25 protein-coding genes, 1 other RNA gene and 1 riboswitch are annotated in these 25722 nt (G+C 58.9%); of the genes, 7 read left to right on the top strand and 19 right to left on the bottom strand.

Features of this window, described 5'->3' with window-relative positions; all coding sequences use genetic code 11:
• Positions 1–5: 5 nt before the first annotated feature.
• Positions 6–533 carry a DUF6446 family protein gene (locus tag SIB92_RS19445; protein WP_412553568.1) on the bottom strand — a complete coding sequence of 176 codons (528 nt, stop codon included), beginning with the start codon at positions 531–533 and terminating at the stop codon, positions 6–8.
• Between the two features lie 107 nt (positions 534–640).
• On the opposite strand from SIB92_RS19445, the gene SIB92_RS19440 reads away from it, so the two are divergent.
• The gene (locus SIB92_RS19440) at positions 641–1279 is read left to right on the top strand and encodes a MarC family protein (protein WP_294117781.1); all 639 of its coding nucleotides are present in this window, start codon (positions 641–643) and stop codon (positions 1277–1279) included.
• 5 nt (positions 1280–1284) lie between these two features.
• Here the strand turns inward: SIB92_RS19440 and SIB92_RS19435 are convergent, their stop codons facing one another.
• The gene (locus SIB92_RS19435) at positions 1285–2214 is read right to left on the bottom strand and encodes a glycine--tRNA ligase subunit alpha (protein WP_294117783.1); all 930 of its coding nucleotides are present in this window, start codon (positions 2212–2214) and stop codon (positions 1285–1287) included.
• Between the two features lie 165 nt (positions 2215–2379).
• On the opposite strand from SIB92_RS19435, the gene SIB92_RS19430 reads away from it, so the two are divergent.
• On the top strand, positions 2380–4161 hold the full coding sequence (locus SIB92_RS19430; RefSeq protein WP_412553567.1) for a trypsin-like peptidase domain-containing protein: 1782 nt from the start codon (positions 2380–2382) through the stop codon (positions 4159–4161).
• A gap of 73 nt (positions 4162–4234) precedes the next feature.
• Here SIB92_RS19430 and SIB92_RS19425 read toward each other — a convergent pair whose 3' ends face one another.
• The 4 genes from SIB92_RS19425 to metZ form a co-directional block, all read right to left on the bottom strand.
• Positions 4235–5887, bottom strand: coding sequence for a thiamine pyrophosphate-binding protein (locus SIB92_RS19425; protein WP_412553566.1), 1653 nt, complete (start codon positions 5885–5887; stop codon positions 4235–4237).
• Positions 5887–7335: a TrkH family potassium uptake protein gene (locus tag SIB92_RS19420; RefSeq protein WP_412553565.1), complete on the bottom strand. Its 1449-nt coding sequence runs from the start codon at positions 7333–7335 to the stop codon at positions 5887–5889. The genes SIB92_RS19425 and SIB92_RS19420 overlap by 1 nt, the downstream gene beginning before the upstream one ends.
• A gap of 127 nt (positions 7336–7462) precedes the next feature.
• On the bottom strand, positions 7463–8563 hold the full coding sequence (gene folE2, locus SIB92_RS19415) for a GTP cyclohydrolase FolE2 (protein WP_412553564.1): 1101 nt from the start codon (positions 8561–8563) through the stop codon (positions 7463–7465).
• A gap of 178 nt (positions 8564–8741) precedes the next feature.
• A complete protein-coding gene (gene metZ, locus SIB92_RS19410) occupies positions 8742–9929 on the bottom strand; it encodes an O-succinylhomoserine sulfhydrylase (protein WP_412553563.1) in 1188 nt (395 codons plus the stop codon).
• A 64-nt stretch (positions 9930–9993) separates the two neighbouring features.
• Positions 9994–10071: riboswitch (SAM riboswitch) on the bottom strand.
• 120 nt (positions 10072–10191) lie between these two features.
• Here metZ and SIB92_RS19405 point away from each other — a divergent pair.
• Positions 10192–11103 carry an alpha/beta fold hydrolase gene (locus tag SIB92_RS19405; protein ID WP_412553562.1) on the top strand — a complete coding sequence of 304 codons (912 nt, stop codon included), beginning with the start codon at positions 10192–10194 and terminating at the stop codon, positions 11101–11103.
• Between the two features lie 35 nt (positions 11104–11138).
• Positions 11139–11834 carry a glutathione S-transferase N-terminal domain-containing protein gene (locus SIB92_RS19400; RefSeq protein WP_412553561.1) on the top strand — a complete coding sequence of 232 codons (696 nt, stop codon included), beginning with the start codon at positions 11139–11141 and terminating at the stop codon, positions 11832–11834.
• 270 nt (positions 11835–12104) lie between these two features.
• On the opposite strand, the gene SIB92_RS19395 is transcribed toward SIB92_RS19400, so the two are convergent.
• From SIB92_RS19395 to gatC, 12 genes are all read right to left on the bottom strand, one after another.
• Positions 12105–12605 (bottom strand): DUF3592 domain-containing protein, encoded by a 501-nt coding sequence (locus tag SIB92_RS19395; RefSeq protein WP_412553560.1) that lies wholly within the window; start codon positions 12603–12605, stop codon positions 12105–12107.
• Between the two features lie 77 nt (positions 12606–12682).
• Positions 12683–14377, bottom strand: a complete 1695-nt coding sequence (locus SIB92_RS19390; protein WP_412553559.1) for a sensor histidine kinase — start codon at positions 14375–14377, stop codon at positions 12683–12685.
• Complete coding sequence (locus SIB92_RS19385) at positions 14370–15011, bottom strand: response regulator (RefSeq protein WP_412553558.1); 642 nt, start codon at positions 15009–15011, stop codon at positions 14370–14372. The genes SIB92_RS19390 and SIB92_RS19385 overlap by 8 nt, the downstream gene beginning before the upstream one ends.
• 120 nt (positions 15012–15131) lie before the next feature.
• Positions 15132–15752 carry an inner membrane-spanning protein YciB gene (locus SIB92_RS19380; RefSeq protein ID WP_412553557.1) on the bottom strand — a complete coding sequence of 207 codons (621 nt, stop codon included), beginning with the start codon at positions 15750–15752 and terminating at the stop codon, positions 15132–15134.
• Positions 15753–15761: 9 nt separating this feature from the next.
• Positions 15762–16667 carry an EamA family transporter gene (locus SIB92_RS19375; protein WP_412553556.1) on the bottom strand — a complete coding sequence of 302 codons (906 nt, stop codon included), beginning with the start codon at positions 16665–16667 and terminating at the stop codon, positions 15762–15764.
• 28 nt (positions 16668–16695) lie between these two features.
• A complete protein-coding gene (gene ftsY, locus SIB92_RS19370; RefSeq protein WP_412553555.1) occupies positions 16696–17790 on the bottom strand; it encodes a signal recognition particle-docking protein FtsY in 1095 nt (364 codons plus the stop codon).
• A 48-nt stretch (positions 17791–17838) separates the two neighbouring features.
• Positions 17839–18513, bottom strand: a complete 675-nt coding sequence (locus SIB92_RS19365) for a lysoplasmalogenase (RefSeq protein WP_412553554.1) — start codon at positions 18511–18513, stop codon at positions 17839–17841.
• 72 nt (positions 18514–18585) lie between these two features.
• Positions 18586–18963, bottom strand: an RNA gene (gene rnpB, locus SIB92_RS19360) — RNase P RNA component class A.
• Positions 18964–18996: 33 nt separating this feature from the next.
• Complete coding sequence (locus tag SIB92_RS19355) at positions 18997–19662, bottom strand: N-acetylmuramoyl-L-alanine amidase (RefSeq protein WP_412553553.1); 666 nt, start codon at positions 19660–19662, stop codon at positions 18997–18999.
• Between the two features lie 2 nt (positions 19663–19664).
• Positions 19665–20507 carry a hypothetical protein gene (locus SIB92_RS19350; protein ID WP_412553552.1) on the bottom strand — a complete coding sequence of 281 codons (843 nt, stop codon included), beginning with the start codon at positions 20505–20507 and terminating at the stop codon, positions 19665–19667.
• 35 nt (positions 20508–20542) lie between these two features.
• A complete protein-coding gene (gatA, locus tag SIB92_RS19345; protein ID WP_412553551.1) occupies positions 20543–22030 on the bottom strand; it encodes an Asp-tRNA(Asn)/Glu-tRNA(Gln) amidotransferase subunit GatA in 1488 nt (495 codons plus the stop codon).
• 63 nt (positions 22031–22093) lie between these two features.
• Entirely contained in the window at positions 22094–22381 is a 288-nt protein-coding gene (gatC, locus tag SIB92_RS19340; RefSeq protein WP_412553550.1) for an Asp-tRNA(Asn)/Glu-tRNA(Gln) amidotransferase subunit GatC, read from the bottom strand.
• 151 nt (positions 22382–22532) lie between these two features.
• Here gatC and SIB92_RS19335 point away from each other — a divergent pair, with 151 nt between their 5' ends.
• On the top strand, positions 22533–23228 hold the full coding sequence (locus SIB92_RS19335; RefSeq protein WP_412553549.1) for a metal-dependent hydrolase: 696 nt from the start codon (positions 22533–22535) through the stop codon (positions 23226–23228).
• Between the two features lie 4 nt (positions 23229–23232).
• Here the strand turns inward: SIB92_RS19335 and SIB92_RS19330 are convergent, their stop codons facing one another.
• A complete protein-coding gene (locus tag SIB92_RS19330) occupies positions 23233–23682 on the bottom strand; it encodes a nucleoside deaminase (protein ID WP_412553548.1) in 450 nt (149 codons plus the stop codon).
• A gap of 61 nt (positions 23683–23743) precedes the next feature.
• Here SIB92_RS19330 and SIB92_RS19325 point away from each other — a divergent pair, with 61 nt between their 5' ends.
• Both SIB92_RS19325 and SIB92_RS19320 read left to right on the top strand, forming a co-directional pair.
• Positions 23744–24622, top strand: coding sequence for a pseudouridine synthase (locus SIB92_RS19325; protein WP_412553547.1), 879 nt, complete (start codon positions 23744–23746; stop codon positions 24620–24622).
• 198 nt (positions 24623–24820) lie between these two features.
• The gene (locus tag SIB92_RS19320) at positions 24821–25699 is read left to right on the top strand and encodes a 5-bromo-4-chloroindolyl phosphate hydrolysis family protein (protein WP_412553546.1); all 879 of its coding nucleotides are present in this window, start codon (positions 24821–24823) and stop codon (positions 25697–25699) included.
• Positions 25700–25722: the final 23 nt, after the last annotated feature.

The following is a 25722-nucleotide window of genomic DNA, read 5'->3' as shown; positions in this document are numbered from 1 at the left end:
AAAGCTCACTCCGTTGGTCGAGGAGGACAATGCGCGGGCAAACGCTTGCCGTCAAAAGCAATCTCGCCGCAGGCGTTGATTTCGTTCCAGGCAAACCCACGCCCGTCCGGCAAGATCGCCACAATGCGGTCAATGCCATACAGCACGTCCTTCTGCCCCAGGAACGCCAGCGCCTCGCCGTTCTCCAGCGACTGACCAATTTCTTTTGCGTCAAAGCAGTCAAACCACCCCGGCGCATTGCGCGGCTCAGCCTTTTCCAACATCTCGTAGGTTTCGGTCAGCATCGCGGCACTCATCGTGGTGGTGAAACAGGCGCGAAACCGGATTGGCGAGCTCTCGCTGTCGATCGCCTCAAAGTTCTCATAAAGGATCGGCTCCGCCTGACCATTCACCAAAAGGGTCAGTTGCACATCGTCTTGCATGTCCGACGCAGGCACCGCGTCGTAATAGCCGTAGATCTGCAACCAATACATGGCGACGCCGCCAACCAACGCTGTCAGCACAATCAGCCCTCCAAGCAATTTTCCAGTCATGCTTCTACCTTCCCTCAACGGGTATTGTTTCTATTGCGCGTTGTACGAGACCACGGCACAGTTGGCGCTGATTTAAGTGATTTCTTCAGGCCTTCAAAGGGGTGGAAATGTCCGAAAGCTTCGCCATCGCCATGTTTGGCGCTTTGTTCGCCGTTATGAACCCTTTTATCAACCTGCCAGTGTTCCTGGGCCTGACCGAAGACCTGCATCAAGCCGAACAACGCCGCGCCGCCACCAAGATTCTCACCTATACCGCTGTGTCCTGCGTGATCATCGCAATTTCCGGCACCGCGATCCTCGAATTCTTTGGCGTCTCGGTCGATGCCTTCCGCGTCGCAGGCGGCATGGTGTTGGTGCAAATCGGCTTTACGATGCTCAATGGTCGGCGCAGCACGGCCCACCACGGCACTGAACGGGAGCGCGAGGTCATGCACGACTCGGACGCGGACAACATTGCGTTCTACCCCATGACCTTCCCGATGCTGGTGGGGCCGGGCACAATCACGACCCTGATCCTCTACGCCCAACAGGTGCAACAGCCTTCCGACTGGGGCATCTACGCCGGCTGCGTTGTGCTGGTCTTGTTGATGATCGCCGCGGTGTTCTACTTCGCGGGCAACATCGGCCGTTATCTCAGTAACACCGCCCGCACCATTATGACCCGCTTGATGGGCATGGTCCTGATAGCAATCGCCGTCGGCATGGTGGCCGACGGCGCAAAAGTCTTGTTGCCCGGTCTGGCTTAAATGGCTCACGCCGCGTAGCCACCGGCCTCTGTTTGAACAAACGCATCTGCGCACTGTTTCGCCAGTGCGCGCACGCGGCCAATGTAAGCCTGCCGTTCGGTCACGGAGATCACACCACGCGCATCCAGCAAGTTAAAAAGATGAGACGCCTTGATGCACTGGTCATAGGCCGGATGCGCCATGATAATGCGCTTGCCTGTCTTCGGGTCGACGTGCTCCTGCGCGAGAATTTTCTCGCACTCCGCCTCGGCCTCTTCGAACTGTTTGAGCAGCACATCGGTGTTGGCCACATCAAAGTTCCAGCGGCTGTATTCCTGCTCGGTTTGCTTGAACACATCACCATAGGTCAGGGCAATCTCGGTCTGCGGATCGTTGTACGGCATGTCCATCACGTGATCGACGCCCAGCACGTACATCGCCAATCGCTCGAGACCGTAGGTCAGCTCGCCGGAGACCGGATGACAGTCGTGGCCGCCAACCTGCTGGAAATAGGTAAACTGGCTGACTTCCATGCCATCACACCACACTTCCCAACCAAGACCCCATGCGCCCAGTGTCGGGCTTTCCCAGTCATCCTCAACAAAGCGAATGTCGTGCATCTCCATGTCGATGCCAATCGCTTCCAAAGAACCGAGGTAAAGCTCCTGCAAGTTGGGTGGGCTTGGCTTGATCAACACCTGATACTGGTAGTAGTGCTGCAAACGGTTCGGGTTCTCACCATAACGCCCATCGGTCGGACGACGTGACGGTTGCACATAGGCCGCAGCCCAGGCTTTGCTGCCCAAAGAGCGCAACGTGGTCGCCGGGTGAAAGGTGCCTGCGCCCACTTCCATGTCATAGGGCTGCAACACGGCACAGCCTTTTTCGGCCCAGTAATTCTGGAGCCGCAAAATGATCTCTTGGAAGCTACGCGGTTTGCTGTCGCTATGTGCCATGGTGAAAGCCCTTTCCAAACGCGGGTCTTGCTTATGCGCAAGCTTGCACGGGGTCAACATCACGCCACGGCCCAAGCTCACCAAATTATGAGTGCAAGCCGCGCCGAACCTGATAAAAGAGCCTCTAATTAACAATTGTCACGCGTTTCAGGGACTACCACCAACATGCTGCGCACTATTCTGTCGCTTTTTGTGGCACTGCTTTTCAGTGTCACCTCCGCCACTGCCCAATCCTCAGATGACATCGTTTGGGTTCAGCTCGAAGCCCAACCCAGCTTGACGCAAGCCAGCGAAAACATCCGCGCCTACGCCCAGCGTATGGACGATGTGAACGGCTTCACCCTTGGTGGCGGCTGGTACGCCATTGCGGTCGGTCCCTACCGCCGCGAAGACGCGGAGAACGTGTTGCGCGTTTACCGCTCTGAAGGCGTGATTCCCGTGGACGCCTATCTGGCAACCGCCCGCGAATACCGCAGCCAGTTCTGGCCGGTGGGCGCCAACCAACTGGCAAACCCGCAAGCCGCCCTTGCCGGTCAGCAGCCAGCCCAAACCGCACAGCAGGACACCCAGGTTGTGATTGTGGAAACGCCAGTGGAGCCCGAAGTGGTTCCGGTGCCGCAACAAACTGATGAAACCGTCCGCGAAGCCCGCGCCAGTGAGGCCGCTCTGACCCGCGACGAAAAGAAAACTCTGCAGGAATGGCTGCAATGGGCGGGGTACTACAACTCTGCCATCGACGGCTCCTTTGGCCGCGGCACCCGTGCGTCCATGTCCAACTGGCAGGCCGACAACGGGTTTGACGTCACCGGCGTGATGACCACCCTGCAGCGCGACACCCTGCGCCGCCAATACTTCGCCGTACTGGAAGGCATGAACCTGCAGTTGGTCAGCGATCTGGACGCAGGCATCGAGATGATTGTGCCCATGGGCGCGGTAGCAAAAGCCGCCTCCGAGTATCCTTTCGTGCGGTATCAGGCCTCCGGCGACATTCCGGCGCAAGTCCTGCTGATCAGCCAGGAAGGCGACCAGAACACCCTCTTTGGTCTCTATGACATTATGCAAACACTGGAAATCGTCCCACTGGACGGCCAGCGTGAGCGCAAAAAAACCAGCTTTGTACTGACGGGTCAAAACGCAAACATCGTCAGCCACACGGAAGTCACCCTGAAAGAAGGCCAAATCAAGGGCTTCACCCTGGTGTGGCCCGCCGGTGACGAAGAGCGCCGCACCCGCATTCTCGGCGAAATGCAGGCCAGCTTCACACGCATCGGCGGCGTGCTGGACCCTGCCGCAGGCGACGACACCGCACAGGACATCGACCTGATTTCCGGCCTGCAGGTACGCAAACCAAAACAGTCTCGCTCTGGCTTCTTCATCGACCGCAAAGGCCACGTGGTGACCACTGCTGAGGCGGTCCAGAACTGCACCAAAGTCACCATCGAAGAAGACTATGACGCGCAGGTGTCCGTGATCGACGAAGCGCTTGGCATCGCAATCCTGAGCCCAACTTCCTCGCTGGCGCCAATTGACGTTGCCACCCTACGGGAAGGCGCGCCGCGCATTCAATCCGAAGTCGCCGTTGCAGGCTATTCCTACGAAGGGGCCCTTGGCGCACCAACGCTGACCTTTGGCCAATTGGCGGACGTTAAAGGCCTGCGCGGCGAGCAGGAGCTCACCCGTCTGGCGCTGAACGTGCAGCCTGGCGATTGGGGTGGCCCTGTTTTTGACGCAGGCGGCTCCGTCTTTGGCATGCTGCTGCCGCGCGACGCGCAATCCGCGCAGCAACTGCCGGAAGAAGTGAACTTCGCGGTCAACAGCGACGCCATCCGCACCCTGCTGGCGCAGGAAGGCATCCAAGCCGACCTGTCCTCCAACGGCGCATCCATGGCCCCGGAAGACCTGACCAAACAGGCCAGCGACATGACGGTTTTGGTGAGCTGCTGGTAAGCAACTCCCACCACCACAAAAAACAAAGGGCGGCTCTTTTGGGAGCTGCCCTTTTCATTTGAAGAACATTTTTTCAGGAGGTCGACAGCGCTGCTGTCATCCGGATCAACGTCGGTCGATCTGCGTCAAAGGCCCGCATCAATGCCGCCTGCAACTCCGCAGTCGTTTTCGGCTCTGTCGCCAAACAGCCATAGCTCTCCGCCAGCTTGCAGAAATCCGGGTTCATGGCGACCACCGCATTGGGCGCAATTTGACTTTCCACCATACTGTCTTCAATTTCTTTGAGCTTATGGTTGTCCCACAACAAAATCGGGATCGGCAGCTGCATCTCCACCGCCGCGCCGAGTTCCTGCACGGTATATTGGAAGCCGTAGTCCCCCGCGATGCAGACTGTCGGCTTTCCACGCCGCGCCATCGCGCCGCCAATCGACGCCGGCAACGCGTATCCCAACGTGCCAAATCCACTTGGGTGGTGCCAATACCCCGGCCGCGCCATCTCCCAGACCTCTTTGGCGACATAGGCAAACTGCGTCATGTCCGAATAGATCATCGCGTCCTCTGGCATGACCTCTGACAACACGTCACAGATCTCGGCAATGCCAGGGCGTTCTGCATCGGTTTCGGCGCGGAAGCGTTTCTTTGCCGCGACAATCTCTACCGCCTTCCATTTTGGCGGCACCGCCTCATCCGGCAACGCGTCATTCATTGAGAGCAAAAAGGAAAAATCTGCCCGCAGCTTCATAACAAACGAAAAGGCATCTGCCTGGACCGTTGTGTCCGCACGGTGCCGATCCGCCAGCACTTCGGGGTCGATATCCACGCGCACAAGCCGCCCGGTATGACCAAGCTCATCACGCCACAAATCGCATTCGCTCAACTCGGTGCCAATAGCGATCACAAGATCGCTGTCGCCGATGATGCGTTTGCTCTCTGCGCGACCAAGATAGGTGCCAAAGCTCATCGCCTCATCTGGCGCCAACAGGCCAGCCCCCGCATAGGTCATAAAGGCCGCCGCGCCGGTCTCCTTGAGCAGCAGGCGCATATGCAAAGCCGCAGCTCCACCGGAGGCCGCCAATCCGCCCCCCAAAATGAACAACGGCTTTTTGGCTTGGAGCAAATCCTGCGCCACACCCCGCATATCCCCAGCCGCAAAGCCCGTTTGGCTCTCCATCGCGCCCGGTTGAGCTGCTGGCGCGTCAGGCGCCATTGCGCCCAACAGAGCAATCGGCACTTGGATGTGTTTGGGGCGTGGTCGTTGTGTCTCAAACTCCACCAACGCACGGTCAATCAAATCATAGGCCGCCCGCGGTGTGCGCGCCTCTTCGGACCAATCACACACTGTCGCCGCCGCGCCGCGCTGATCGCGCATCTGGTGCAACTGGCCGCGATGCCCGACATGCTCATCGAGACAACTCGACAGGGTCAGCACCGACACACTGTCAGAATAGGCCTGCCCCAACGGCGTCAGAATATTGCACACCCCCGGCCCGGTGATCACATAGGCCACGCCGGGCTTGCCGCTGGCCCGTGCATAGCCATCGGCCATAAAGCCAGCGCCTTGTTCATGACGCGCCAAAACATGTGTGATCCCGGCTTCTTCAATGCCGCGATACATCTCTACATTGTGCACGCCGGGAATGCCAAAAATGACGTCCACACCACGTGCTTTCAGCATGTGCGAAATCTGCGCCCCCAAAGGACGCATCTCCTGATCCATTGCCGCCATCAGGCCCTCCAGAATTGAACCGTAAAGAGTACGTAGACCGCCAAGAGCTCCAGCCGGCCAATCAACATGCCCGCAGCCAACAGCCATTTGGCCGCATCATTCAGTGTCGCAAAGTTCCCGGCCGGGCCAATAATGTCACCCAATCCGGGACCAATATTGGCCAATGCCGCCGCCGAGCCGGACAAAGCCGTGGTAAAATCAAGCCCAGTCATGCCCAAGAGAACGGCCAAGCCACCCAAGGTCACCGTGAAGAACACAAAGAAGCTCATCACAGAGCTCAGCACGTCGTCGTCAATCTTGCGCCCCTGGAAACTTGGCGTGAACACGCCGCTGGGGTGCTGAATTTTGCGGATCTGGGTTTTGATCGTGGCAAACAACAGCTGATACCGGAAGACCTTGATGGAACAGGCCGTCGACCCCGCGCAGCCGCCGATCAGACCGGCAAAGAACAGCACTGAGACAGGAAACCCACCCCACTGCATATAGTCCGCGCTGGCATAGCCGGTGCCGGTCACAATAGAGGTCGTGTTGAACAGCACTTTGCGAAAACCCGCCTCACTGCCCAAACCATTGCTCAAAACCTGCCAGCTGGTGAGCATGATCACGATCACAGCCACGGTCAGAAAGAATGCCCGAATCTGCGAGTCCTGCAGCAAAGGCTGCGCACTGCCTGCGGTGAGCTGCACAAAGCGCACAAACGGCAAGGCTGCCAGCAACATGAACACGACCGCGACGTATTCTGTGCCAACAGAAAATGCCCCAAACGAAGAATCGTAGTTGGCAAAACCGCCTGTGGCGATGGTGGTCATCGCATGCACAACCGCATCAAACGGGTTCATGCCGGTGATGACATAAGCCAATGCACAAGCCACTGTCAGTGTGATGTAAATCACCGAAATACGGCTACTGATTTCCGTGGCCCGCGGCAGGATTTTCCCAAAGGTGTCAAAACCCTCGCTGCGGAAGATTTGCATCCCCCCAACGCGCAATTCTGGCAGAAATACCATCGCCACAACAATGATACCAATGCCGCCCAGCCATTGTAGCAATCCACGCCACAACAGCATCCCACGCGGCAACTCATCCAGCCCCGAAAACACCGTTGACCCTGTGGTCGTCAATCCACTCATCGCTTCAAAAAACGCATCGACCACCCGCGCCTCGGTCGCGCCCAACATGAAGGGCAAAGCGCCAAACATTGGCAGCGCCAGCCAAACACCGGTGGTGAGCAAGAAGGTCTGCTGCAACGACAACCCATCACCGCGTCCGTTGTGACAGGACAAGGCAACCATGCCGCCGGCAAGGCAAGTGACAACGGCGCTCACAAAGAAGGCTTCCCAATGTGCCGTGCCGTCCAACAGGTCCACAAGCATGGGCAGCAGCATCGCCACGCCCAACATCGCCACCAAAAGGCCGATCACATATCCAACGGGTCGTAAGTCCAGCATGGCCGCAGGGTTGGCGTTTGCGCCAGCCGCTGTCAAGCGCGTTCCATCTCTCTCCGAACAACCGGCAGTGCGTAAGCCCCTGTTCTATCTTGCAAACGACGCAACGCGATCCAACCGCGCCGCCAAGTTACCCGACGTGAAACAGCGTGGTGAACAGTTTTGGATCGATGCTTTCTGAGGCGAACAAGGGCCCATCGGTCAGCACCGATACAGCATCATGGCTGTGCAAGCTTTCCTGATGGCTCGCAATCACACGGAAATCGCCAATGCGCGGGTCGGCTTTCAACTTCTCGCAGAACAACCGCGCGGCATCTTCCACAAAAATCGGATTGGCCGCATTCAACTCAGCAAAGGCCTGCTCGTCTTCGCGCTTCACCATAACCTGCGTCTCTGTCGGCACAGCCGCGCGCGCAAGATCAATCAGGTCTTCGAACCACACCCGTGGACGATCTACAATCTCCACCGAAATCCGCGCCACAGACCGCTGCGAATGGGGCGTGGCCAACTGCCCGCGTGACATCCGCGCATGCTCACTCAATTCCAAAGAACACGGGCAGGTTGAGGAATACACATAGTCCAAATGCATGATCTTATGCGTGGTCTCGCCGTGCTGCACCTTCTCCAGCGCAATGTCGTAATACTGATAGCCTTCAAGACCAGACCGCAGCGACTTAATCTTCATCGGATAGGAAAACCGCATCTGCAGCCGCGCATCAAAGCTCTCCAGATCGGTGATGTAATCCGCCAAGGCCGCTTCCATCACACTGAAGCTAAAGGTCTTCTCTGCGTGCTTGTAAAACGACCGCATGATCCGGGACATGTTGATGCCCTTCTTGTCGGCCTCCAGGCTGACCGTACCGGTGACGCTGGTCTCCAGCGAAATGTCACCGTTGTCGCGGGTGTGAAAGCGGATCGGCAGGCGGAAGTTTGAAATCCCCACGTGTTGGATTTGCTGCTTCTCGCCTTTGATCAAGCTCTCCGGACCGTTCTGCAGGTCGGGCAATGTCGCGCGATATTCCGGCGTGGCCTCAAAATCCTCTGGGTATTGGCGCGACAAATCAGGGTAGTTCGCAAGTGGCTGATCCGGCAGCAACCGCGCAACCGCCGGGTCCAGCTCGGCAATCTCGGTCACGGACGCAGACTGCGCCCAGGCCCGCAAACGCGCCAACGCCTCCGCTGCCTCTTCCCGTGTCAATTCAGTCTGGGTCTTGGAAGTTTGAACATTCATAGCCAAGCGCCTTTTCCCTGCTGCCGCTTCACTAACTTAGTCAGTCCGCCGACAAAATGCTAATATCGTTAACCCATACGCAAAAAACGACACCTTGGTTCACACCGTAGCTACTGACGCAAAGGGCGCCCGACCTGTCCGTCGCGCGCCCATATCTTAGCCCGAGTTCCTGCCAACTTTAGGCTTGTGAGGCCTCAATTGCGTGGGTGATGTCCTTGATCAGATCATCTGTGTCTTCCAACCCAACGGAGAACCGCACCAAGCCAGGTGTGATGCCAAGGTCTGCCTTCACCTCATCCGTCAGGCGCTGGTGGGTCGTGGTCGCCGGATGCGTGGCAATCGACTTTGCATCACCGAGGTTATTGGAAATCACCGCAATCTCCAGCGCGTTCAGGAACTTGAACGCCGCTTCGCGCCCGCCTTTGATGTCCAGAGACAGAACCGTGCCGCCGTTGCCGCCCAGCTGTTTCTTCACCAAAGCTGCCTGCGCGTGGCTTTCCAACCCCGGGTAAATGGTGCGCTCCAAAGCCGGATGGCCTTCCAGAGCTGATGCAATGGCCAAAGCACTCTCTGCCTGCGCCCGCACACGCAGATCAATGGTCTCGAGACCTTTCAGCATCACCCAGGCATTAAACGGGCTCATGCTGCCACCCGTGTGCTTCATGTACGGCTCAAGCGTGCCGCGGATGAAGTCTTTGGTGCCCAGAACCACCCCGCCCAACGCGCGGCCTTGGCCGTCGATATGCTTGGTCGCCGAGTAGATCACCACATCCGCGCCTTGTTCAATCGCGTTGGAAAACACCGGTGTCGAGAACACGTTGTCCACCAAAACCGTCGCGCCAACCTCATGAGCGATCTGTGCGACGGCGGTGATGTTGATCACCTCCAGCGTCGGGTTGGACATGCTTTCAAAGAACACCGCTTTGGTGTCCGGGCGCATCGCGGCTTTCCAGGCCGCCAAATCCGTGCCATCGACAAAGGTCACTTCCACGCCATAGCGGCCCAGAATGTCCTGCAACACATAGATACACGAGCCAAACAGCGCCTTAGCCGACACCACGTGGTCGCCCGCCTTCAGCATAGAGGTCAACGCACCGCTGACCGCCGCCATGCCGCTGGCTGTGGCAAAGGCATCTTCCGCCCCCTCAAGCGCCGCAATGCGCTCTTCGAACATCGCCACCGTTGGGTTGCCATAGCGCGCATAGATGAATTCATCTGCACCGGTTTCGATAAAGCGGGCCTCGGCCTGCTCTGCGCTGTCGTAGACAAAGCCCTGTGTCAGGAAAATCGCCTCGCTGACCTCTTTGTATTGGCTGCGCCGTGTACCGCCATGCACCAGCTTTGTGCGTTTGTTCCAATCGCTCATGTCATCTCTCCCGGGCCTCTCTGACCGGCCCAAATAAAAAGCCCCGTTCCGGCCAAGCGGAAGGGGCTCCTTCGTCCTGACCTCTTTAGCGGCATCTTTAACGTGGCCCGCAATCCGGTAACAAATCGCCACGCCTGCGGATTACGCCTGAACGCATCAAAGGTCAAGCCACACAGGCGCCTTCACCAAGCTGTGACGCGGGCTTTACGCAATCTGCACATTTTCGCGCAACACTGGGATTTAGGTGAAAGGGGAAGCCGCCATGGCGCTTATTCGGATCAACGCAGAAGGCAGAAACCCGGTACTGCACAGTACCAAAACCTCCCTTTGGCCTGCGTTGCGCCGGGCGATGCCACCAACTGGCCCGATCACGATCATGCTGCACGGATACAAGTTTGACCCAAACGACCCAGATCATTGCCCACACAGCCATATCTTTGCCGCCCACGACGCCACGTGCGGCAAAGCCATCAGTTGGCCGCAACGCTTGGGTTACTTGGATACATCGCACAACACCGGCCTCGGGGTCGCCTTTGGCTGGAACGCCCGGGGCTCGCTAAAACAAGCGCTGCGCTCCGCGTTGCGCGCCTCTCACGCGCTCGCAAAGCTGATCACTGAGCTGCGCGACATTGCCCCCGACCGTCAAATCCACCTGATTGGTCACTCCATGGGCGCCTATGTCGCTCTCAGTACGCTGCGCCGCCTACAAGCCGGAGACGTAGGCCGTATTGTCTTGCTCAACGGCGCTGTGTTCCGCCCTTGCGTTGCATTGGCCCTGCGCACGCCAGCTGGGCGCACCGCAGAGCTGTTCAATGTCGTAAGCTCAGAAAATGCCTTCTACGACATCCTGTTTGAGCGCCTACTTGGGCGCAACCCAGCACATGATCGCTCCATCGGTCGCGGATTTGAAGCCCGCAACGCCGTCACAATTCGACTGGGCGATGCCCCTAGCTTGGAGAGCCTCGCCAAAATGGGATACACCATCGCGCCCCCTAAGCATTGGCTCTGCCACTGGTCGCCTTATCTGCGGCCCGGCGCAATGGCGTTTTACGGCTCCTTGCTGCGGCACCCCCAATCCTTGCCCCTCTCGCTCCTGAAATCACAACTCACGCGCCACACGCTGCCCACGGCCAGCCGCACCGACCTCAAACCGCCCCCTTGCGGCACTGCCTGAAACAGGCAACTTTGGGCACCGCAACAGGAGCGCCCATGTCTGACCTTACCGCTGATCCAATCGACCTCTACTACTGGCCCACCCCCAACGGATGGAAGATTTCCATCGCGCTTGAGGAAATGGCGCTGCCCTACACCACGCACCTGATTAATATTGGCAAGGGCGACCAATTTGCGCCGGACTTCCTCAAGTTCGCCCCTAACAACCGCATGCCCGCGATTGTTGATCCAAACGGGCCAGACGGTCAGCCCATCTCAGTCTTTGAAAGCGGCGCAATCCTGCTCTACCTCGCGCGCAAGACCGGCACATTTATGGGCACAACAGAACGGGAGCGTGTCGCCGTGGAAGAATGGCTGATGTGGCAAATGGGCGGGCTTGGCCCTATGGCCGGCCAAACCCATCACTTCCTGAAATACGCGCCTGAAGACATCGCCTACGCGAAAGACCGTTACCGCGACGAAACCGCCCGCCTCTACGGCGTGCTGGATCGCCGATTAGCCGAGAACGAGTACCTGGCAGGCGATTTCTACTCTATCGCAGACATGTCCGTCTGGGGCTGGGCTTCCTTGTGGGAAGGGCAAGAGCAAACGCTGGAGGACAAACCCCACATGGCCCGCTGGCTCAAAGCCTTGTGGGAGCGTCCTGCCCTGCGGCGCGGGCGGGCTCTGCATGCCGATCTGCGCGCGGACCGATCCGACACCTGGATCCAAGCCGATCTGTTCGGGCAGTAGAAAAAACGGCCCCGCCTGAATGCTTTTGTCGCTAACATGCGCGGCGATCCGGAAAATACCTAAGGTTAGTGATTTATTTCGGCTGCCGTCTCGCGCATCCCAAGTACATATTTTAGCACCAAGATCTTTTCAAAAAGTGTTTGGTTACAAGTGCGTGGGTATTTCGGCAGTCATTGGTTTGATTGTTGCATCGGTCTTCGGGCAGATGTCACGCATTGGTCTGGCTACAGGCGCGTTCAATCCGGACAGACCTGTGCCAGACCCCGGCACTTACTCGTGATCCCAGCGGTGCGTCGTCCAGCGCACCCCACGCCACACAAACAGCTCTGCAGGCACCAACAGCCACATCAGTACCGCAATGGCGGCAAACACCCCGCCAATTACAGCGCCGACCCAGAAAAACAAATCTGTGTCCGGCGCCAGAACCGCATCCCCGGCGTCATCCGGGTTCACGTAAGCCATAACCTCCGCGCCCTCAGGAAAGGGCGCTAGCATTTCCCGAATAGTGGCACGGGAGGACGTGGAAAAACTGCCGATCCCGAACTGCAGCGACCGATACTGCCGCCCCGCCACTTCGTAGGTGTAAGCCACGTCCGCACTGTAACGGACACCGCCTTCGGGGCTGCGTCCTGTGAAGATTTCGGAACGCTCCACCACCGCCGGGTACTGCGGCCAGGCTTTGACCGAGCGCTCATAGCTGGTGGCAAATCCTGATACCAAAAACCCTGACAATCCCACCAACATGAAAATCGTGACAAAGACCCGTTTCATCAAAAATCCGATCAAAAACAATGTATTGAAGCAGGTGAAATTCTGAGCCAGCGGGCCTCGAACCACAATCGCAAGAACTAGCTATTTCCGGCGACGCTCAACCTTAAGGAAGTGCCACTCGCATCGCTGTGCCAGATTGCCTCGGCCCCAATCGCAACCGCGCGTTTGCGAATATTGCCCAAGCCACGCCCAGAACTCCGCGCCCCTTCATCAGGCAAGCCGCGCCCGTCATCGCGCACCTCGATGACGGTGGTGCCACCCTGCTGCTGTGCCGACACAAAGATAGTTGTGGCCTGCGCATGGCGCAGCACGTTAGTGACGGTTTCTTGCAAGATACGCAGAATGTGTAGCACATGCTCCGGCGGCACATCCGTATTCAAGGCCTCCACCTGCCAGCGCATGATGATCCCTTGCCGTTGAAGCCGCGGGGCCGCCTGAAAGCGGAAATCGGCAAGAGCCGCGTTAAGGTCACCGGCGTCATTGTCGAGGCTCTCCACAATCAACCGCACGTCTTCCATACAGGTGCGCAGCTCATCCCGCGCGCCTTTCACCCCGATTTCCTCCTGCTCCAGAAGCGAGATGGCCGACATGATCCGGCCGCCAACACCGTCGTGCATGTCCTGCATCAGCCGCTCTCTCTCTGCCGCTTTGGCCCGATCCCGTGCATCCTCAACTTGCCGCGCGTGAAGCGCGGCCAGCTCGGCCTCCCGGGCCTGCACCCGCACGTCCAGATCGGCATTGATGGTCTCCAACCGATCCAACGCACCGGCAAATTTGACCAGAACAAACCAGGCTTGACACACCACAATGGTATAGAGCCCATAACTCAGCAACTGCGTCCGCTCCCGCGACAGAGCGCCAGCGGCAGACAGCACATCATGCAGGCCATACAACGCGATCAGGCCAACGGCACCCGCCAGAAACACGCGATCGATTCCGCGTCCAAACCAGTGAGTGCGACCGGCCCCGGATGAAGCCGACGCCTTGAACAGGCAAACCATCCCCAGCCCCAGGCTGACCAGAAGCAGGCTCTGCCACCAGGCGATCGGTACTGGCGGCTGAGCGACCAGAAAATTCAGGTTATACAGCGCAGTAAACGTGATCCCGGCGGCAAACCAGCCAAACTGACGTTCTTTGGGACGCAAGAGAAAGAGGATTCCCATGGCAGACGACAACCAAAACAGAATGGTGTTCAGCAGCTGCAACACATCCACACGGGCCGCCATGCGCGCGCGCCATACCGGCGCCAGCGCATCGTAGGGCCCCACCATCATACGGGACAAGTAGACCTGCGAAAAAGGGCTGGTGGAACTCAACTGAATTTCAACCACATTCTCCCCCACCCGAAGGTGCCGATTGTCCAAACGCACCAAGGCTGGCCTGTTCCAATTGTAAGCGCGCGCGCCAATTGGCAAATCCGTCGGATTGGCCTGCCCATTGACCGTGATTTCCATCGCCTGCGCGAAATGCGGCACATACAGGCTGGGCCGCATGGACAAGACAATATCCTCCAGCATCACTTCAAAACGCAAGCGCGTGGAAGTCCCCTGCGGATCCTTTGGCGCAGGGGAGAATGGCAAAGACCGACGCAAGCCTTGTGCATCCCCTACAACGCGCACTTCAGTGACAGATTGCACCGCCGAAGACTTGGGCGGCACTGGTGCAGATTCTTGTGTCAGCACCAGAAAGGACAGCGTCAGGGACACAAACAGCGCCACACCAACCCACAGCTTCCACCGCGCGGGGGCCTGCTGCGTCCTCAGCTCACTCACGCGCGCCATCCAACAGGCCGAAGCGCATGGCTTTGCTCACCGCCTCTGCCCGAGAGTTCACCGCCAGCTTGCGGTAGATGTTGCGCACATGGGTCGTGACCGTGTGATAGGATTTGCCCGACAACTCGGCAATTTCAGACGATGTATAGCCGCGCCCAACCATCTCCAGCACTTCCCGCTCGCGCGGGGTCAGGTGCTCCAGCAACTCTTCTGCCTCTGTCTCCGTTGGGCGGAACCGCTTGAGCATATGCCGTGCTATGGCTGGGCTGATTGGCGCCCCGCCCGCCATCATCTGGAAAATTGCCTCTGGGATCTGCTCCGGCGGATGATCTTTCAACAAATACCCCGCCGCCCCGGCCTCCAAAGCCGGAATCACCGTCTGCTCATCCCCGTAGATCGAAATCACCAGCGCCAGCGTTGGCAGGTTGCGCTCCTGAATCTCCCGGATCAACTCTATGCCGGAACCGTCGGGCAACCCAATGTCCACCAGCAGCACATCAGGAACGTGACAACGCAGATGATCTTTCGCCGCTTTCAACGTGGCGTGCGCGCCCAGAAGCTGAAGCTCTGGATGGGCGGAAATCACTTCAGAGAACCGGGATCGAACAGGCCCCAAATCCTCGACAACAACCATAGTGTGCAAAACGCAACCTGCTCAAATCAAACATACTTTGCAAAACTCTGCCGCAGGTCTGGCAGAGATGCAACTGGCGGAATGTATGAGTGCTCTGCAGCACGCAGATGAAAAGCTGCCTCAGCCCTCCTCGGCCTCTTCTTCCAGCGCGTAGTCCTGGAAAATCTTGCCCTGTGTCATGAAGAAAACGAACACCGCCGCGGTCAGGCCAAAGGTCTTGAAGTAAACCCAGGTGTCCGTGCTCTGAGTGCGCCAGATCACCTCGTTCAGCACCGCCAGCCCGATGAAAAACGCCGTCAACCGCTTGGTCAACAACATCCAGCCCTCTTCTTTCAGAGGCATCATCTCTTCCATAACAAACTTCAAATAGCTTTGCCCACGCAACAGCCCCACACCAAGCGCGCCACCAAACAGCAGGTAGATCATGGTTGGCTTCATCTTGAAGAACCGCTCGTCATTGAGCCACACCGACAGTCCGCCAAACAGGATCACCAGCACCAAAGTGGCCACCTGCATCTTCGAGAGCTTGCCGGTCAGCTTCCACAAAATACCGGTTGTCAGGATCAACAGCGGAATAAACCCAGCCGTGGCAACAATAAACCCGTCATAGGCTATGCCGCCGATTTCAATGGTTTGGTCCCGCAGCCGCAGATAGGCGACAAAGAACACCACAATCGGTCCCAACTCCAAACCCATCTTCAGCATTGGGTTGATCTTTTTCTCAGAAGTACTCTCAGCCATCGCGCGTTCCTATTGCCTGCCCACTTCCACTATCACAGCCCCCAGCGCAATCAATGCCATCAGAGCAATCCTGCGCGGGCCCACGGTTTCTTTCAGCACAAGCCACCCGATCAGCGCCGCAAACACCGGCGAGGTTTCCCGCAAAACGGCCGCCTCGCCCACATTGTCCAAACGTGTCGCCAGCATGACCGAGCCAAAGCTCGCAAAAGCCACCAACCCGCCAATGACGCCGCGTGTCATCAACGGACCAAGGGCTGGCGGGTGCACCATCGCGCGATATTTCATGGTCGCCAAAACCGGGAACACCAAACCGTCGATCAGGAAGAACCATGCGAGAAAGGTGAAAGGGTCTGCAGTGGCGCGGATACCAAACGCATCATAGGTGGTATAAAGCGCCACAAAAAAGCCGGTGAACACTGCAATCACCATCGCGGCCAGCAGGGTCTCCCGTCCTTGGGTCATGAACACCATGTTATAGACCGCAAGACCAAGAATGCCTGCCATCAGGACGGCTACTCCAAACCACTGCAACCCGCTGAAGGTCTCGCCAAAAATCAGATAGGCGCCAATGACCGTGAAAAACGGCCCCACCCCGCGCACCACCGGATAGACCACGGTGAACGCGCCTTTGGTGTAGGCCCAGCTCTGCAGCAACTTGTACCCGGTGTGGATCACAAAGGCTCCAAGGAAAATCAGCCACATATGCGGCTCCGGCCACGGCACGACAAACAGCGCAAAGGGCGCCGCCATGGCGGCGTAACTGAAATCAATGGCCCCGCGCGTGAGCCAAGGATCATGCCGGCCTTTTTGAAGCGCGCCAAACACCGCGTGTAAAAAAGCGGCGGACAACGCCAAAGCCAAGGCCAATTGTTGACCAGCGGCAGTCCCTTCCAAAGAGACCAGCCAAGCGCTCATGTCAGGCTCTCATCTGATCGGCACAAGCTCACCCTTGCTCCAGACCAATCAAGGCCGCGGCAAACTCTTCAGGGTCAAAGGGTTGCAGATCATCAATTTGCTCGCCCACCCCAATCGCGTGGATTGGCAGGCCAAATTTATCCGCAAGGCTTACAAGGATGCCGCCCTTCGCGGTGCCATCCAGCTTGGTCATCACCAGGCCGGACACATCGGCCAGCTTCTGGAAGGTTTCCACCTGACTGATCGCATTTTGGCCGGTCGTGGCGTCCAGCACCAACAGCGTGTTGTGCGGCGCGTCCGGGTCTTTCTTGCGGATCACTCGCACGATCTTGGCAAGCTCTTCCATCAGGTCCTGACGGTTCTGCAAACGCCCGGCGGTGTCGATCATCAACAGGTCCGCCCCCTCGGCTTCCGCCTTGGTCATCGCATCATACGCCAAGCTCGCAGGGTCGGAACCTTCCGGTGCTGTCAAAACCGGCACACCTGCGCGCTCACCCCACACCTGCAGCTGCTCCACCGCCGCTGCCCGGAACGTATCCCCCGCAGCAATCACCACCGACTTCCCCGCAGACCGGAACTGGCTCGCAAGCTTGCCAATGGTGGTGGTCTTGCCAGAACCATTCACGCCAACAACCAGCACAACCTGCGGCTTGGAGGGATAGAGCGGCATCGGACGCGCCACAGTTTCCATAATCCGCGCCACTTCGGTCGCAAGAATATCTTTGATCTCTTGTGTAGATACGCGCCGGCCCAACCGGCCCTCTGCGATATTGGCGGTCACGCGCAACGCGGTGTCCACGCCCATATCCGAGGCAATCAGCAGCTCTTCGAGCTGCTCCAGCATATCGTCGTCAAGCACACGCTTCACAACCGGGCCGCTTTGGTTCTGGCCGGTCAAGCGCGCCAGGATGCCGGACTTGGGCGCCTCGACAGGCGCTTTCTCTTCCACGACAGGCACCGCGTCCACCTCAACCGCGGCAGGCGCGGGCTGCTCTACGGGAGGGCTCTCAACCGCAACCGCTTCGGTCTCTTCGCCGCCATCTTCGACAATCGCCTCAAGCCCCTCGTCCAACTTGGACGACGATTTGAACAGCTTGTCTTTGAGCTTTGAGAAAAACGCCATGGTGGTCTCCGGAACTGCTTGCTTCCAGTTAGTCTGATTTGACGGAATTTAAAAGAGCGGGGTCGCCCAGCCCACGCCTGCCACAATCAAGAACTGCCCACCGGCATAAAGCACCCATAGGGCAACCGACACCATGCGTTGGAGAGCCGCATCTGGCTTCATGCGAAATAGCTGGATCGCCAACAGCGTATCGGACGCCATAAAGGCCACTGCCCCAGCCACCGCCAAAGGCCGATCGACCAATCCAAAAGCCGTTGCCCCCATAGCACAAATGATCGCCACATAGGCTCTGACCGGCCAGCGCAGTTCACCCGTGAACGGGCTCAACCAACGCTCTGTCGACAAGGCAAAAACCACCAGAGCCGCCAACAAAAAAGGCATCGCCATCGGCCCAGCCCCGATCTCCCAAAAGTAGACCACATAGGCTACATGCGCCGCCGCAAAAGAAATCAAGCCGACCAGAAAGGCCTTCTCTCCATCTCGCGACAACGCCAGATCGCCTAGCGCCGAAAGCAACAGCGCCGCAACCACCGCCCAGGAACCAAAGCTCACAGCAACTGCCGCCGCAAAGGCCGGCATCGGGATGGTCTTCACCACCGTCTTCCAGACGCTCGGCGGCCGATGACAAAAGGCCACGGCATAAATCACTGCCGCCAACAGCCCCACAACAAGCAATCCCAAGCGGATGCTTTGGCGCAGGGCAAATTCTTCGACAATACTCATGGCAGCCTCATGTGTTTTGCCAACACCCTATGGCGGCAAGCCTCTGTTTGTCTTGTGCAAAATGGGAAGGTGACGCGCAGAGAGCCTATAAGCCGGATTCTGTTCCCCGACCGAAGCCGGTTCAATGACCATTCATCTAGGGTGCCTGTTACCAGACACCTCAAGCTGCCAACCCGGACCTGCTCGGAGCAAAGCGCTCCTGTGGCTAGCGCCACGCGCGGTCCCTATTTGGCATTGCTCCCGGTGGGGCTTGCCGTGCCGCCGCTGTTGCCAGCCGCGCGGTGGGCTCTTACCCCACCGTTTCACCTTGACCCCGACGGATCGGGGCAGTCTGTTCTCTGTGGCGCTTTCCCTCGGGTTTCCCCGGCCGGGCGTTACCCGGCACCGTTGCTTTGTGGAGTCCGGACTTTCCTCGCGGGCTTACGCCCCCGCGGCCATCCAGCTCTCTGCGCGTCCCCGCAATAGGCCTTTGGCGTGAAAGCGTCAATCTCTGCCTGCGGCCTGCACCAGCCGCGCTGCAATGCGCGCATCCTCGGCGTCACTTAGCCCTTCAGCCCAAGGCCGAAACCGCGCCCGAAACGCGGCAAAACAATTAGGGTTGTCCAAATCGTAGCCAAATTGCGCGGCACAGCTTTCCCAATCGGCCTCCGCAGGCCTTTGATCCGGCCAAACAGCCAGCCTCTGACGCGCCAGCCGCAGCCAATCAAACTTCGGACCAGGATCAATCTTACGCCCCGGCGACATGTCGGAATGTCCAATCACGCCGTCCGGGCCAATATCCCAACGCTGCATAATACCAACCAGCAGAGCTTCCAGCGCGTCCATCTGCGCCGCCGCAAACGGGTGATCGCCTTTGTTGGACAGCTCAATGCCAATGCTGCGGGAATTCACATCCCCTTGACCCTGCCAACTGCCAACACCCGCGTGCCAGGCCCGCATTTCTTCCGCCACCAGCTGCGTGACCTCCCCGTCCGGCGCAATCACATAGTGCGCTGACACTTCGGCTTCGGGATTACACAGCCAGTCAATCGCCGCCTGCGCGCTATCCATCGCAGTGTAGTGGATCACAATCAGTTCAGGCTGCTGTCCATCCCGCCGCTCCCCGAAGTTCGGGGAGGGCTGCTGTAGAATGTCCAAATTGGAAGGCATGTTTAGTTGCCGGCGGCCACGCGGAACGGGCTGGGATCCCATTTGCAGGCATAGCCATCGCCATCCGGATCAACACCAAGCCGATCTCTCTTAGGGCCGCCTTTTTCCAGAAACGCCCGCTGCGCCGCCTCGTCACTGCCAAACTTGGCACAAGCTTTTTCATAGCGCGACGCGCCACCAATCTTCAGTCGGCTGTACACCTTTGTGCCAACAGGGTGCTTGGTCTCCAGAGCATAAGCCACGATGTTTGGCCCAGCATCTCCCGTGCGCACCGGCACAGCAGTGGGCTGGATCACAGTGTAGTTGGCTTTGTTCTGCGCCCGACGTGCGGCGTCTGCCTCAATGGAACGCCGTCCATCGACAGCTGCAAAGTCATTCTCATCCGAAATGCCCGGATTGGAGAACACCTGAGGCGCTGGGTTGCTTGGACTTGCGTGCAACGGCTGCACACCGGAATTGGCAGACGCCGCCGCCAAAGCAGCCGTGGTCTCACTGGCAATGCTGGCCGCATCGTTGGCGGCTGACGCAGTGGAGCTTGCGGATGGCACCGTGCTCGCCGCCGCTGCCGCAGTTTGCGGCTGTGCAGTAGTGGTGGTGACCAAGGGCGTAGATGCTACGGATTGCGCGGGCGGCACGGTGGCCACCACGGGCGCCGGTTCGATCGTCGCAATCTGTGGTGCGTCCGGGATGGTCTCCTGCGAGACTGCATTCGCAGGCGGCAAGGCCGTCCGCCGATGCTCTCCGGTTTTCTCGTCGTAAAACACGCCTGCGGCGCTGTCTGGCACGGCCGGCTGGCACGCGCTCAGCGCGACCAGCGCACAAATGGCCCCAATGCTACGTTTCATGATCTGCCTTAACTGCTCTTAGTTTTGCAGCAGCTTTACCACCATTTGCCTGGTTTGGCCACAAAACCTGCCGCCTGCTCCAGCGCATAGGCGGTGTTCAGCAGATCACCCTCTTCCCAAGGGCGGCCGATCAGCTGCAGGCCCAGTGGCAGACCCTGACTGTCCAGACCGGTTGGCACCGACACACCTGGCAGACCAGCAAGGTTCACGGTCACGGTGAACACGTCGTTCAGATACATCTGGATCGGATCGGCATCGGTCATTTCACCCAGACCAAAGGCCGCAGACGGTGTCGCTGGCGTCAGGATCGCATCGATGCCCTGAGCAAAGACGTTCTCGAAGTCCTGCTTGATCAGCGTCCGAACACGACGCGCACGGTTGTAGTAAGCGTCATAGAAACCTGCGGACAGCACATAGGTCCCAACCATCACGCGGCGCTGCACCTCGTGGCCGAAACCTTCGGCGCGGGTCTTTTCATACATCTCGGTGATGCCGTCGCCCGCCGCCAAAGTGGCACGGTGACCGTAGCGCACACCATCATAGCGCGCGAGGTTGGAAGACGCCTCCGCTGGCGCAATCACGTAGTAGGCTGGCAATGCGTATTTTGTGTGCGGCAGGGAGATGTCGACAATCTCCGCCCCTGCCGCTTTGAGCATCTCGGTGCCGTCGGCCCAGAGCTTTTCGATCTCGGTTGGCATACCGTCCATACGGTACTCTTTTGGAATACCAATCTTCTTGCCGCGAATGTCGCCGGTCAGCATGGCTTCAAAGTTTGGCACTGGCAAATCGACACTAGTGCTGTCTTTCTCGTCGTGACCACACATCGCCTCAAGCATGATGGCCGCGTCTCGTACGTCTTTGGTCATTGGGCCTGCTTGATCGAGCGAAGAAGCAAAGGCCACCACGCCCCAACGGGAACACCGGCCATAGGTTGGCTTAATACCAGTGATGCCGGTAAACGCCGCAGGCTGACGGATCGAACCACCGGTGTCGGTACCGGTTGCCGCCAGACACAAATCCGCCGCAACAGCCGCCGCAGACCCACCAGAAGAGCCGCCAGGGGTCAGCGCCGCTTCGTCATTGCCGCGACGCCATGGGTTGATCGCGTTGCCATAAACAGAGGTCTCATTGGAAGAGCCCATCGCAAACTCATCCATGTTCAGCTTACCAAGCATCACTGCACCGGAATCTTCCAGTTTTTGGGAAACCGTGGATTCATACTCAGGTGTAAAGCCTTCCAGAATGCCGCTCGCCGCTTGGGACGCCACACCTTTGGTGCAGAACAGGTCTTTGATGCCAATTGGCAGGCCGCACATGTCTGGCGCGTCACCTTGGGCAATCCGGGCATCCGCCGCCTTGGCGCGTTCCAGCGCAATCTCAGGCGTCTTGTGCACAAACGCGTTCAGCGCATCGGCTTCGTCGATTGCCATCAAAAAGGTCTCAGTCAGTTCAACGGAAGTCACATCACCGGCACGCAGCTTGTCGCGGGCTTCAGCCAGGGTGAGTTTGGTCAGATCGGTCATATCGGGCGCCTCTCTATGTGGGGCAAAATCTATTGTCAGGGGATCAACGGCTTAAAAGCCGGATCACTCCACCACTTTGGGAACGGCAAAGAAGCCTTCACGCGCGTCCGGCGCGTTGCTCAGAATTTTCTCCTGCTGATCGCCATCGGTCACCACATCCTCACGACGCTTCAAACGCATCGGGGTCACGGACACCATCGGCTCCACGCCGTCTACGTCAACTTCATTCAGTTGCTCAATGAAACCCAGCACGGCATTGAATTCCTGTGCCAGCGCAGGCAGGGCATCTTCTTCAACCTTGATACGGGCCAGTTTGGCCACTTTGGCGGCGGTGCTTTCGTCAATCGACATGGGGCAAGACTCTCTCGTTGCGGACGTGCCCTCAGCCTTTAGCGCGCACGGGAATATGGTGCAAGCGCTTGCCCGCTCTTGGGCGCAACACCTCCCCTTCCAAAGCATCAATTGCGTGCTACTGTGACAGATATTCAGCAGGAGATTTGGCATGAAACTGATTTGGCTTGGACATGGCTCTTTTCGCATCGAAACCGGAAATCTGGTGTTGCTTGTCGACCCTTGGCTCACCGGCAACCCGGTTCTGCCCGAAGAGCAACACGAAGCGGCGGTAGCAAACGCCACCCATCTGATCCTGACCCACGCACATTTTGACCATGTCGCCGACATGCTGCCCCTGGCGCGCAAGCTCTCCTGTCCCATCGTCGGCCAATACGACCTCATGTCTTACTGGAACGAGCACGAGCATTTGGACACTGTTGGTTTCAACAAAGGCGGCACGGTAGAGTTGGGTGACGGCGTCAGTCTCACCATGGTGCCTGCCTCTCACAGCTCGACATTTGGTACGGATCAAGGCCCCAAAGCCGCCGGCTCGGAAGTTGGCTACATTCTCCGCGCCGAAGGCCGCACCCTTTATATCTCAGGCGACACCGACATCATGGCGGACATGGATTGGATGGGGGATTATTACAAACCCGACGTGGGCATTCTTTCTGCTGGCGGTCATTTCACCATGGACATGGCGGGCGCAGCCTATGCCGCCAAACGCTATTTCAACTTCAAAACCGTGATCCCCTGCCACTACAAAACCTTTCCGATTCTGGAGCAATCCGCAGACGTGCTCGCCACAGGTCTGCCCGGCGTTGACGTGATCGAACCAGAAGTCATGGTCCCAATCGACCTGTAAGGCCTCAGCGGCGTTCGGCAAAAAACGCCTTGAGCAGCGCCTCGCACTCTTCCGCCGCAAGGCCGTCATAGACCTCTGGCACATGATGGCTTTGCGGATGGGCAAACACCCGCGGCCCCTGCGCCACACCGCCAGATTTGGGGTCTGCCGCGCCATAGTACACCCGCGCAATCCGCGCCTGACTTATGGCACTGGCGCACATCGGGCACGGCTCCAACGTCACATACAGATCGCAGCCGACCAGCCGTTCGCTGCCAATCTTGGCACAGGCCGCGCGCATCGCCAGCACCTCGGCGTGGGCCGTTGGGTCCAGATCCTCCCGCGTCCTGTTGCCCGCCGAGGCCAGAACCGCGCCATCCGGTCCAACAATCACTGCGCCCACAGGCACTTCGCCACGTGCAGCAGCGGCGCGTGCTTCCTCTAGCGCAAGGTCCATATGGCTCCGAAAGGTCATGGGGCAGACTTGCCCTGCCAAGCCCCCTTTCGCAATCCCCGTTTCGCAGGTAAACGGAGACATGTCTCAAAAGCCCCCCTCCTCCCGTCGCCCGAACGCGAAACCAAACGCCGCCAAGCCGCGCCCGTCCAAACCGCGCAAGGCGTCGGCGCAACCGGCCTCTGACGCGCCCAAACGCGAGGGAGATCGCATCGCCAAGGTACTGGCCCGCGCAGGCGTGGCCTCGCGTCGCGATGCGGAACGCATGATCGAGGCAGGCCGCGTGTCCGTAAACGGCAAGAAACTCGACAGCCCGGCGCTAAACGTCACCGCCAAAGACCGCATCACCGTGGACGGCAAGCTGATTGGTGAGCCGGATCACGAGCGCATTTGGCTCTACCACAAACCCGCCGGACTGGTGACCACGAACCGCGATGAAAAGGGCCGCGAGACGATCTTTGACAAACTGCCAGAGAACCTCCCACGCGTGATGACTGTTGGCCGGCTTGACCTCAACTCCGAAGGCCTGCTGCTTCTGACCAACGATGGCGGCCTGAAGCGCAAGCTGGAACTGCCCAGCACCGGTTGGCTGCGCAAGTACCGCGTCAGAATCAACGGCCGCCCTACCGAGGACACCTTTGCCCCTTTGCGCAAAGGCATTGAGGTCGACGGAGAACGCTTCCAGCCCATGGACATCACACTGGACCGCCAACAAGGCGCCAACGCCTGGGTCACCGTCGGCCTGCGCGAGGGCAAAAACCGCGAAATCCGCCGCGCCATGGAGGCCATCGGCCTCACCGTGAACCGCCTGATCCGCGTGTCTTACGGCCCCTTCCAACTGGGTCAGCTGAAACAAGGCGAAGTCGAAGAATTGCGCCGCCGCGTGGTGCGCGACCAATTGGGTCTGGACGGCGCGATTCCGGAAGAAAAACGCCGCAAACCCACGCGTCGTCGCAAATAACTGATTTAAAAGCGGACTTGCTTCGGCAATGCGCCGCTTTCCCAAAACTTCCCCCTAGCCATCGCGCAGCAGACTTCTTAGATTTCTCCATAACTTAGCGCAGGGTGGAGTGGGCATGTCATCAACCGGGTTACAGAAGCTGGCCTTTGGCCTGTTGGTTCTGTTGATCTTCTACGTCTCTTTCACGGGAGGCGCCTGATGGCTCAGAAATTTGGCGGCAAATACAGCCCTGGCGGCGCCCAAGGTGCCAGCAGCGACGATGGCTTTCGCAATGCCAAGCGCAGCCGCGCGGGCGGGCGCGTTAACCTGCTGTTCCTCGCGCCGCTGCCCCTGATCTGGAAAGCCTTCACATCTGAGCCCATCGTCATGGTGCAATATCTGATGGCGCTTGGCGTCCTGCTTCTCGCGGCTTGGATGACCCGCGAAGGCATGTTTGCTCAAGAGGCCTATGACGCCCGCAAGGTCGCCCGCCGCCCAGCGCTCCCGCGCAAACTGCTCGGGTCTGTGTTGACTGGCCTTGGATTGGCAATTGCAGGCTTTGCAGGTCACGGCTCCATCGAGGCAGGCATCTTTGCCGTGGTTGGCGGCCTGCTGCACAGCTTTGCCTTTGGTCTCGATCCTATGTCGGACAAAGGCATGGAGGGCACCAACCGTCACCAAACCGACCGGGTCGCCCGCGCCGTGGAAGAGGCCGAAGAACACCTGCGCGCCATGAGCGACGCCATTGCCCGCGCCGGAGACCGCAGTGTCGAACGCCGCGTCTCGGCCTTCCAATCCACCGCCCGCGACCTGTTCCGCACGGTAGAAGAAGACCCGCGCGACCTCACCGCGGCACGCCGCTACCTCGGCGTCTATTTGCTCGGCGCCAAAGACGCGACCGAGAAATTTGCCGACATCTACAGCCGCACACAAGACGTCCAAGCCCGCGCCGACTACCTCGCACTGCTGGACGATCTGGAAGAAAACTTCGCCGCCCGCACGCAGAAACTCCTGCTGGAAGATCGCGGTGACCTGACCATCGAAATTGACGTGCTGCGCGAGCGCCTGGAGCGCGAAGGCATGCGCCGCGACAGCTGATAACACATGTGACCTACCGGGAA

Origin of the sequence: Shimia sp. MIT1388 (genome assembly GCF_047124445.1) — a bacterium.
In the GTDB taxonomy this organism is placed as follows: domain Bacteria; phylum Pseudomonadota; class Alphaproteobacteria; order Rhodobacterales; family Rhodobacteraceae; genus Shimia.
The sequence above is the reverse complement of the archived record's forward strand: the minus strand, read 5'-3'. Positions and strand labels throughout refer to the sequence as shown.

Excerpts from the sequence above, each read along its gene's own strand:
- SIB92_RS19445 (WP_412553568.1), bottom strand. The coding sequence starts at position 533 with ATGACTGGAAAATTGCTTGGAGGGCTGATTGTGCTGACAGCGTTGGTT.
- SIB92_RS19440 (WP_294117781.1), top strand. The coding sequence starts at position 641 with ATGTCCGAAAGCTTCGCCATCGCCATGTTTGGCGCTTTGTTCGCCGTT.
- SIB92_RS19435 (WP_294117783.1), bottom strand. The coding sequence starts at position 2,214 with ATGGCACATAGCGACAGCAAACCGCGTAGCTTCCAAGAGATCATTTTG.
- SIB92_RS19430 (WP_412553567.1), top strand. The coding sequence starts at position 2,380 with ATGCTGCGCACTATTCTGTCGCTTTTTGTGGCACTGCTTTTCAGTGTC.
- SIB92_RS19425 (WP_412553566.1), bottom strand. The coding sequence starts at position 5,887 with ATGGCGGCAATGGATCAGGAGATGCGTCCTTTGGGGGCGCAGATTTCG.
- SIB92_RS19420 (WP_412553565.1), bottom strand. The coding sequence starts at position 7,335 with ATGCTGGACTTACGACCCGTTGGATATGTGATCGGCCTTTTGGTGGCG.
- folE2 (WP_412553564.1), bottom strand. The coding sequence starts at position 8,563 with ATGAATGTTCAAACTTCCAAGACCCAGACTGAATTGACACGGGAAGAG.
- metZ (WP_412553563.1), bottom strand. The coding sequence starts at position 9,929 with ATGAGCGATTGGAACAAACGCACAAAGCTGGTGCATGGCGGTACACGG.
- SIB92_RS19405 (WP_412553562.1), top strand. The coding sequence starts at position 10,192 with ATGGCGCTTATTCGGATCAACGCAGAAGGCAGAAACCCGGTACTGCAC.
- SIB92_RS19400 (WP_412553561.1), top strand. The coding sequence starts at position 11,139 with ATGTCTGACCTTACCGCTGATCCAATCGACCTCTACTACTGGCCCACC.
- SIB92_RS19395 (WP_412553560.1), bottom strand. The coding sequence starts at position 12,605 with ATGAAACGGGTCTTTGTCACGATTTTCATGTTGGTGGGATTGTCAGGG.
- SIB92_RS19385 (WP_412553558.1), bottom strand. The coding sequence starts at position 15,011 with ATGGTTGTTGTCGAGGATTTGGGGCCTGTTCGATCCCGGTTCTCTGAA.
- SIB92_RS19380 (WP_412553557.1), bottom strand. The coding sequence starts at position 15,752 with ATGGCTGAGAGTACTTCTGAGAAAAAGATCAACCCAATGCTGAAGATG.
- SIB92_RS19375 (WP_412553556.1), bottom strand. The coding sequence starts at position 16,667 with ATGAGCGCTTGGCTGGTCTCTTTGGAAGGGACTGCCGCTGGTCAACAA.
- ftsY (WP_412553555.1), bottom strand. The coding sequence starts at position 17,790 with ATGGCGTTTTTCTCAAAGCTCAAAGACAAGCTGTTCAAATCGTCGTCC.
- SIB92_RS19365 (WP_412553554.1), bottom strand. The coding sequence starts at position 18,513 with ATGAGTATTGTCGAAGAATTTGCCCTGCGCCAAAGCATCCGCTTGGGA.
- SIB92_RS19355 (WP_412553553.1), bottom strand. The coding sequence starts at position 19,662 with ATGCCTTCCAATTTGGACATTCTACAGCAGCCCTCCCCGAACTTCGGG.
- SIB92_RS19350 (WP_412553552.1), bottom strand. The coding sequence starts at position 20,507 with ATGAAACGTAGCATTGGGGCCATTTGTGCGCTGGTCGCGCTGAGCGCG.
- gatA (WP_412553551.1), bottom strand. The coding sequence starts at position 22,030 with ATGACCGATCTGACCAAACTCACCCTGGCTGAAGCCCGCGACAAGCTG.
- gatC (WP_412553550.1), bottom strand. The coding sequence starts at position 22,381 with ATGTCGATTGACGAAAGCACCGCCGCCAAAGTGGCCAAACTGGCCCGT.
- SIB92_RS19335 (WP_412553549.1), top strand. The coding sequence starts at position 22,533 with ATGAAACTGATTTGGCTTGGACATGGCTCTTTTCGCATCGAAACCGGA.
- SIB92_RS19330 (WP_412553548.1), bottom strand. The coding sequence starts at position 23,682 with ATGACCTTTCGGAGCCATATGGACCTTGCGCTAGAGGAAGCACGCGCC.
- SIB92_RS19325 (WP_412553547.1), top strand. The coding sequence starts at position 23,744 with ATGTCTCAAAAGCCCCCCTCCTCCCGTCGCCCGAACGCGAAACCAAAC.
- SIB92_RS19320 (WP_412553546.1), top strand. The coding sequence starts at position 24,821 with ATGGCTCAGAAATTTGGCGGCAAATACAGCCCTGGCGGCGCCCAAGGT.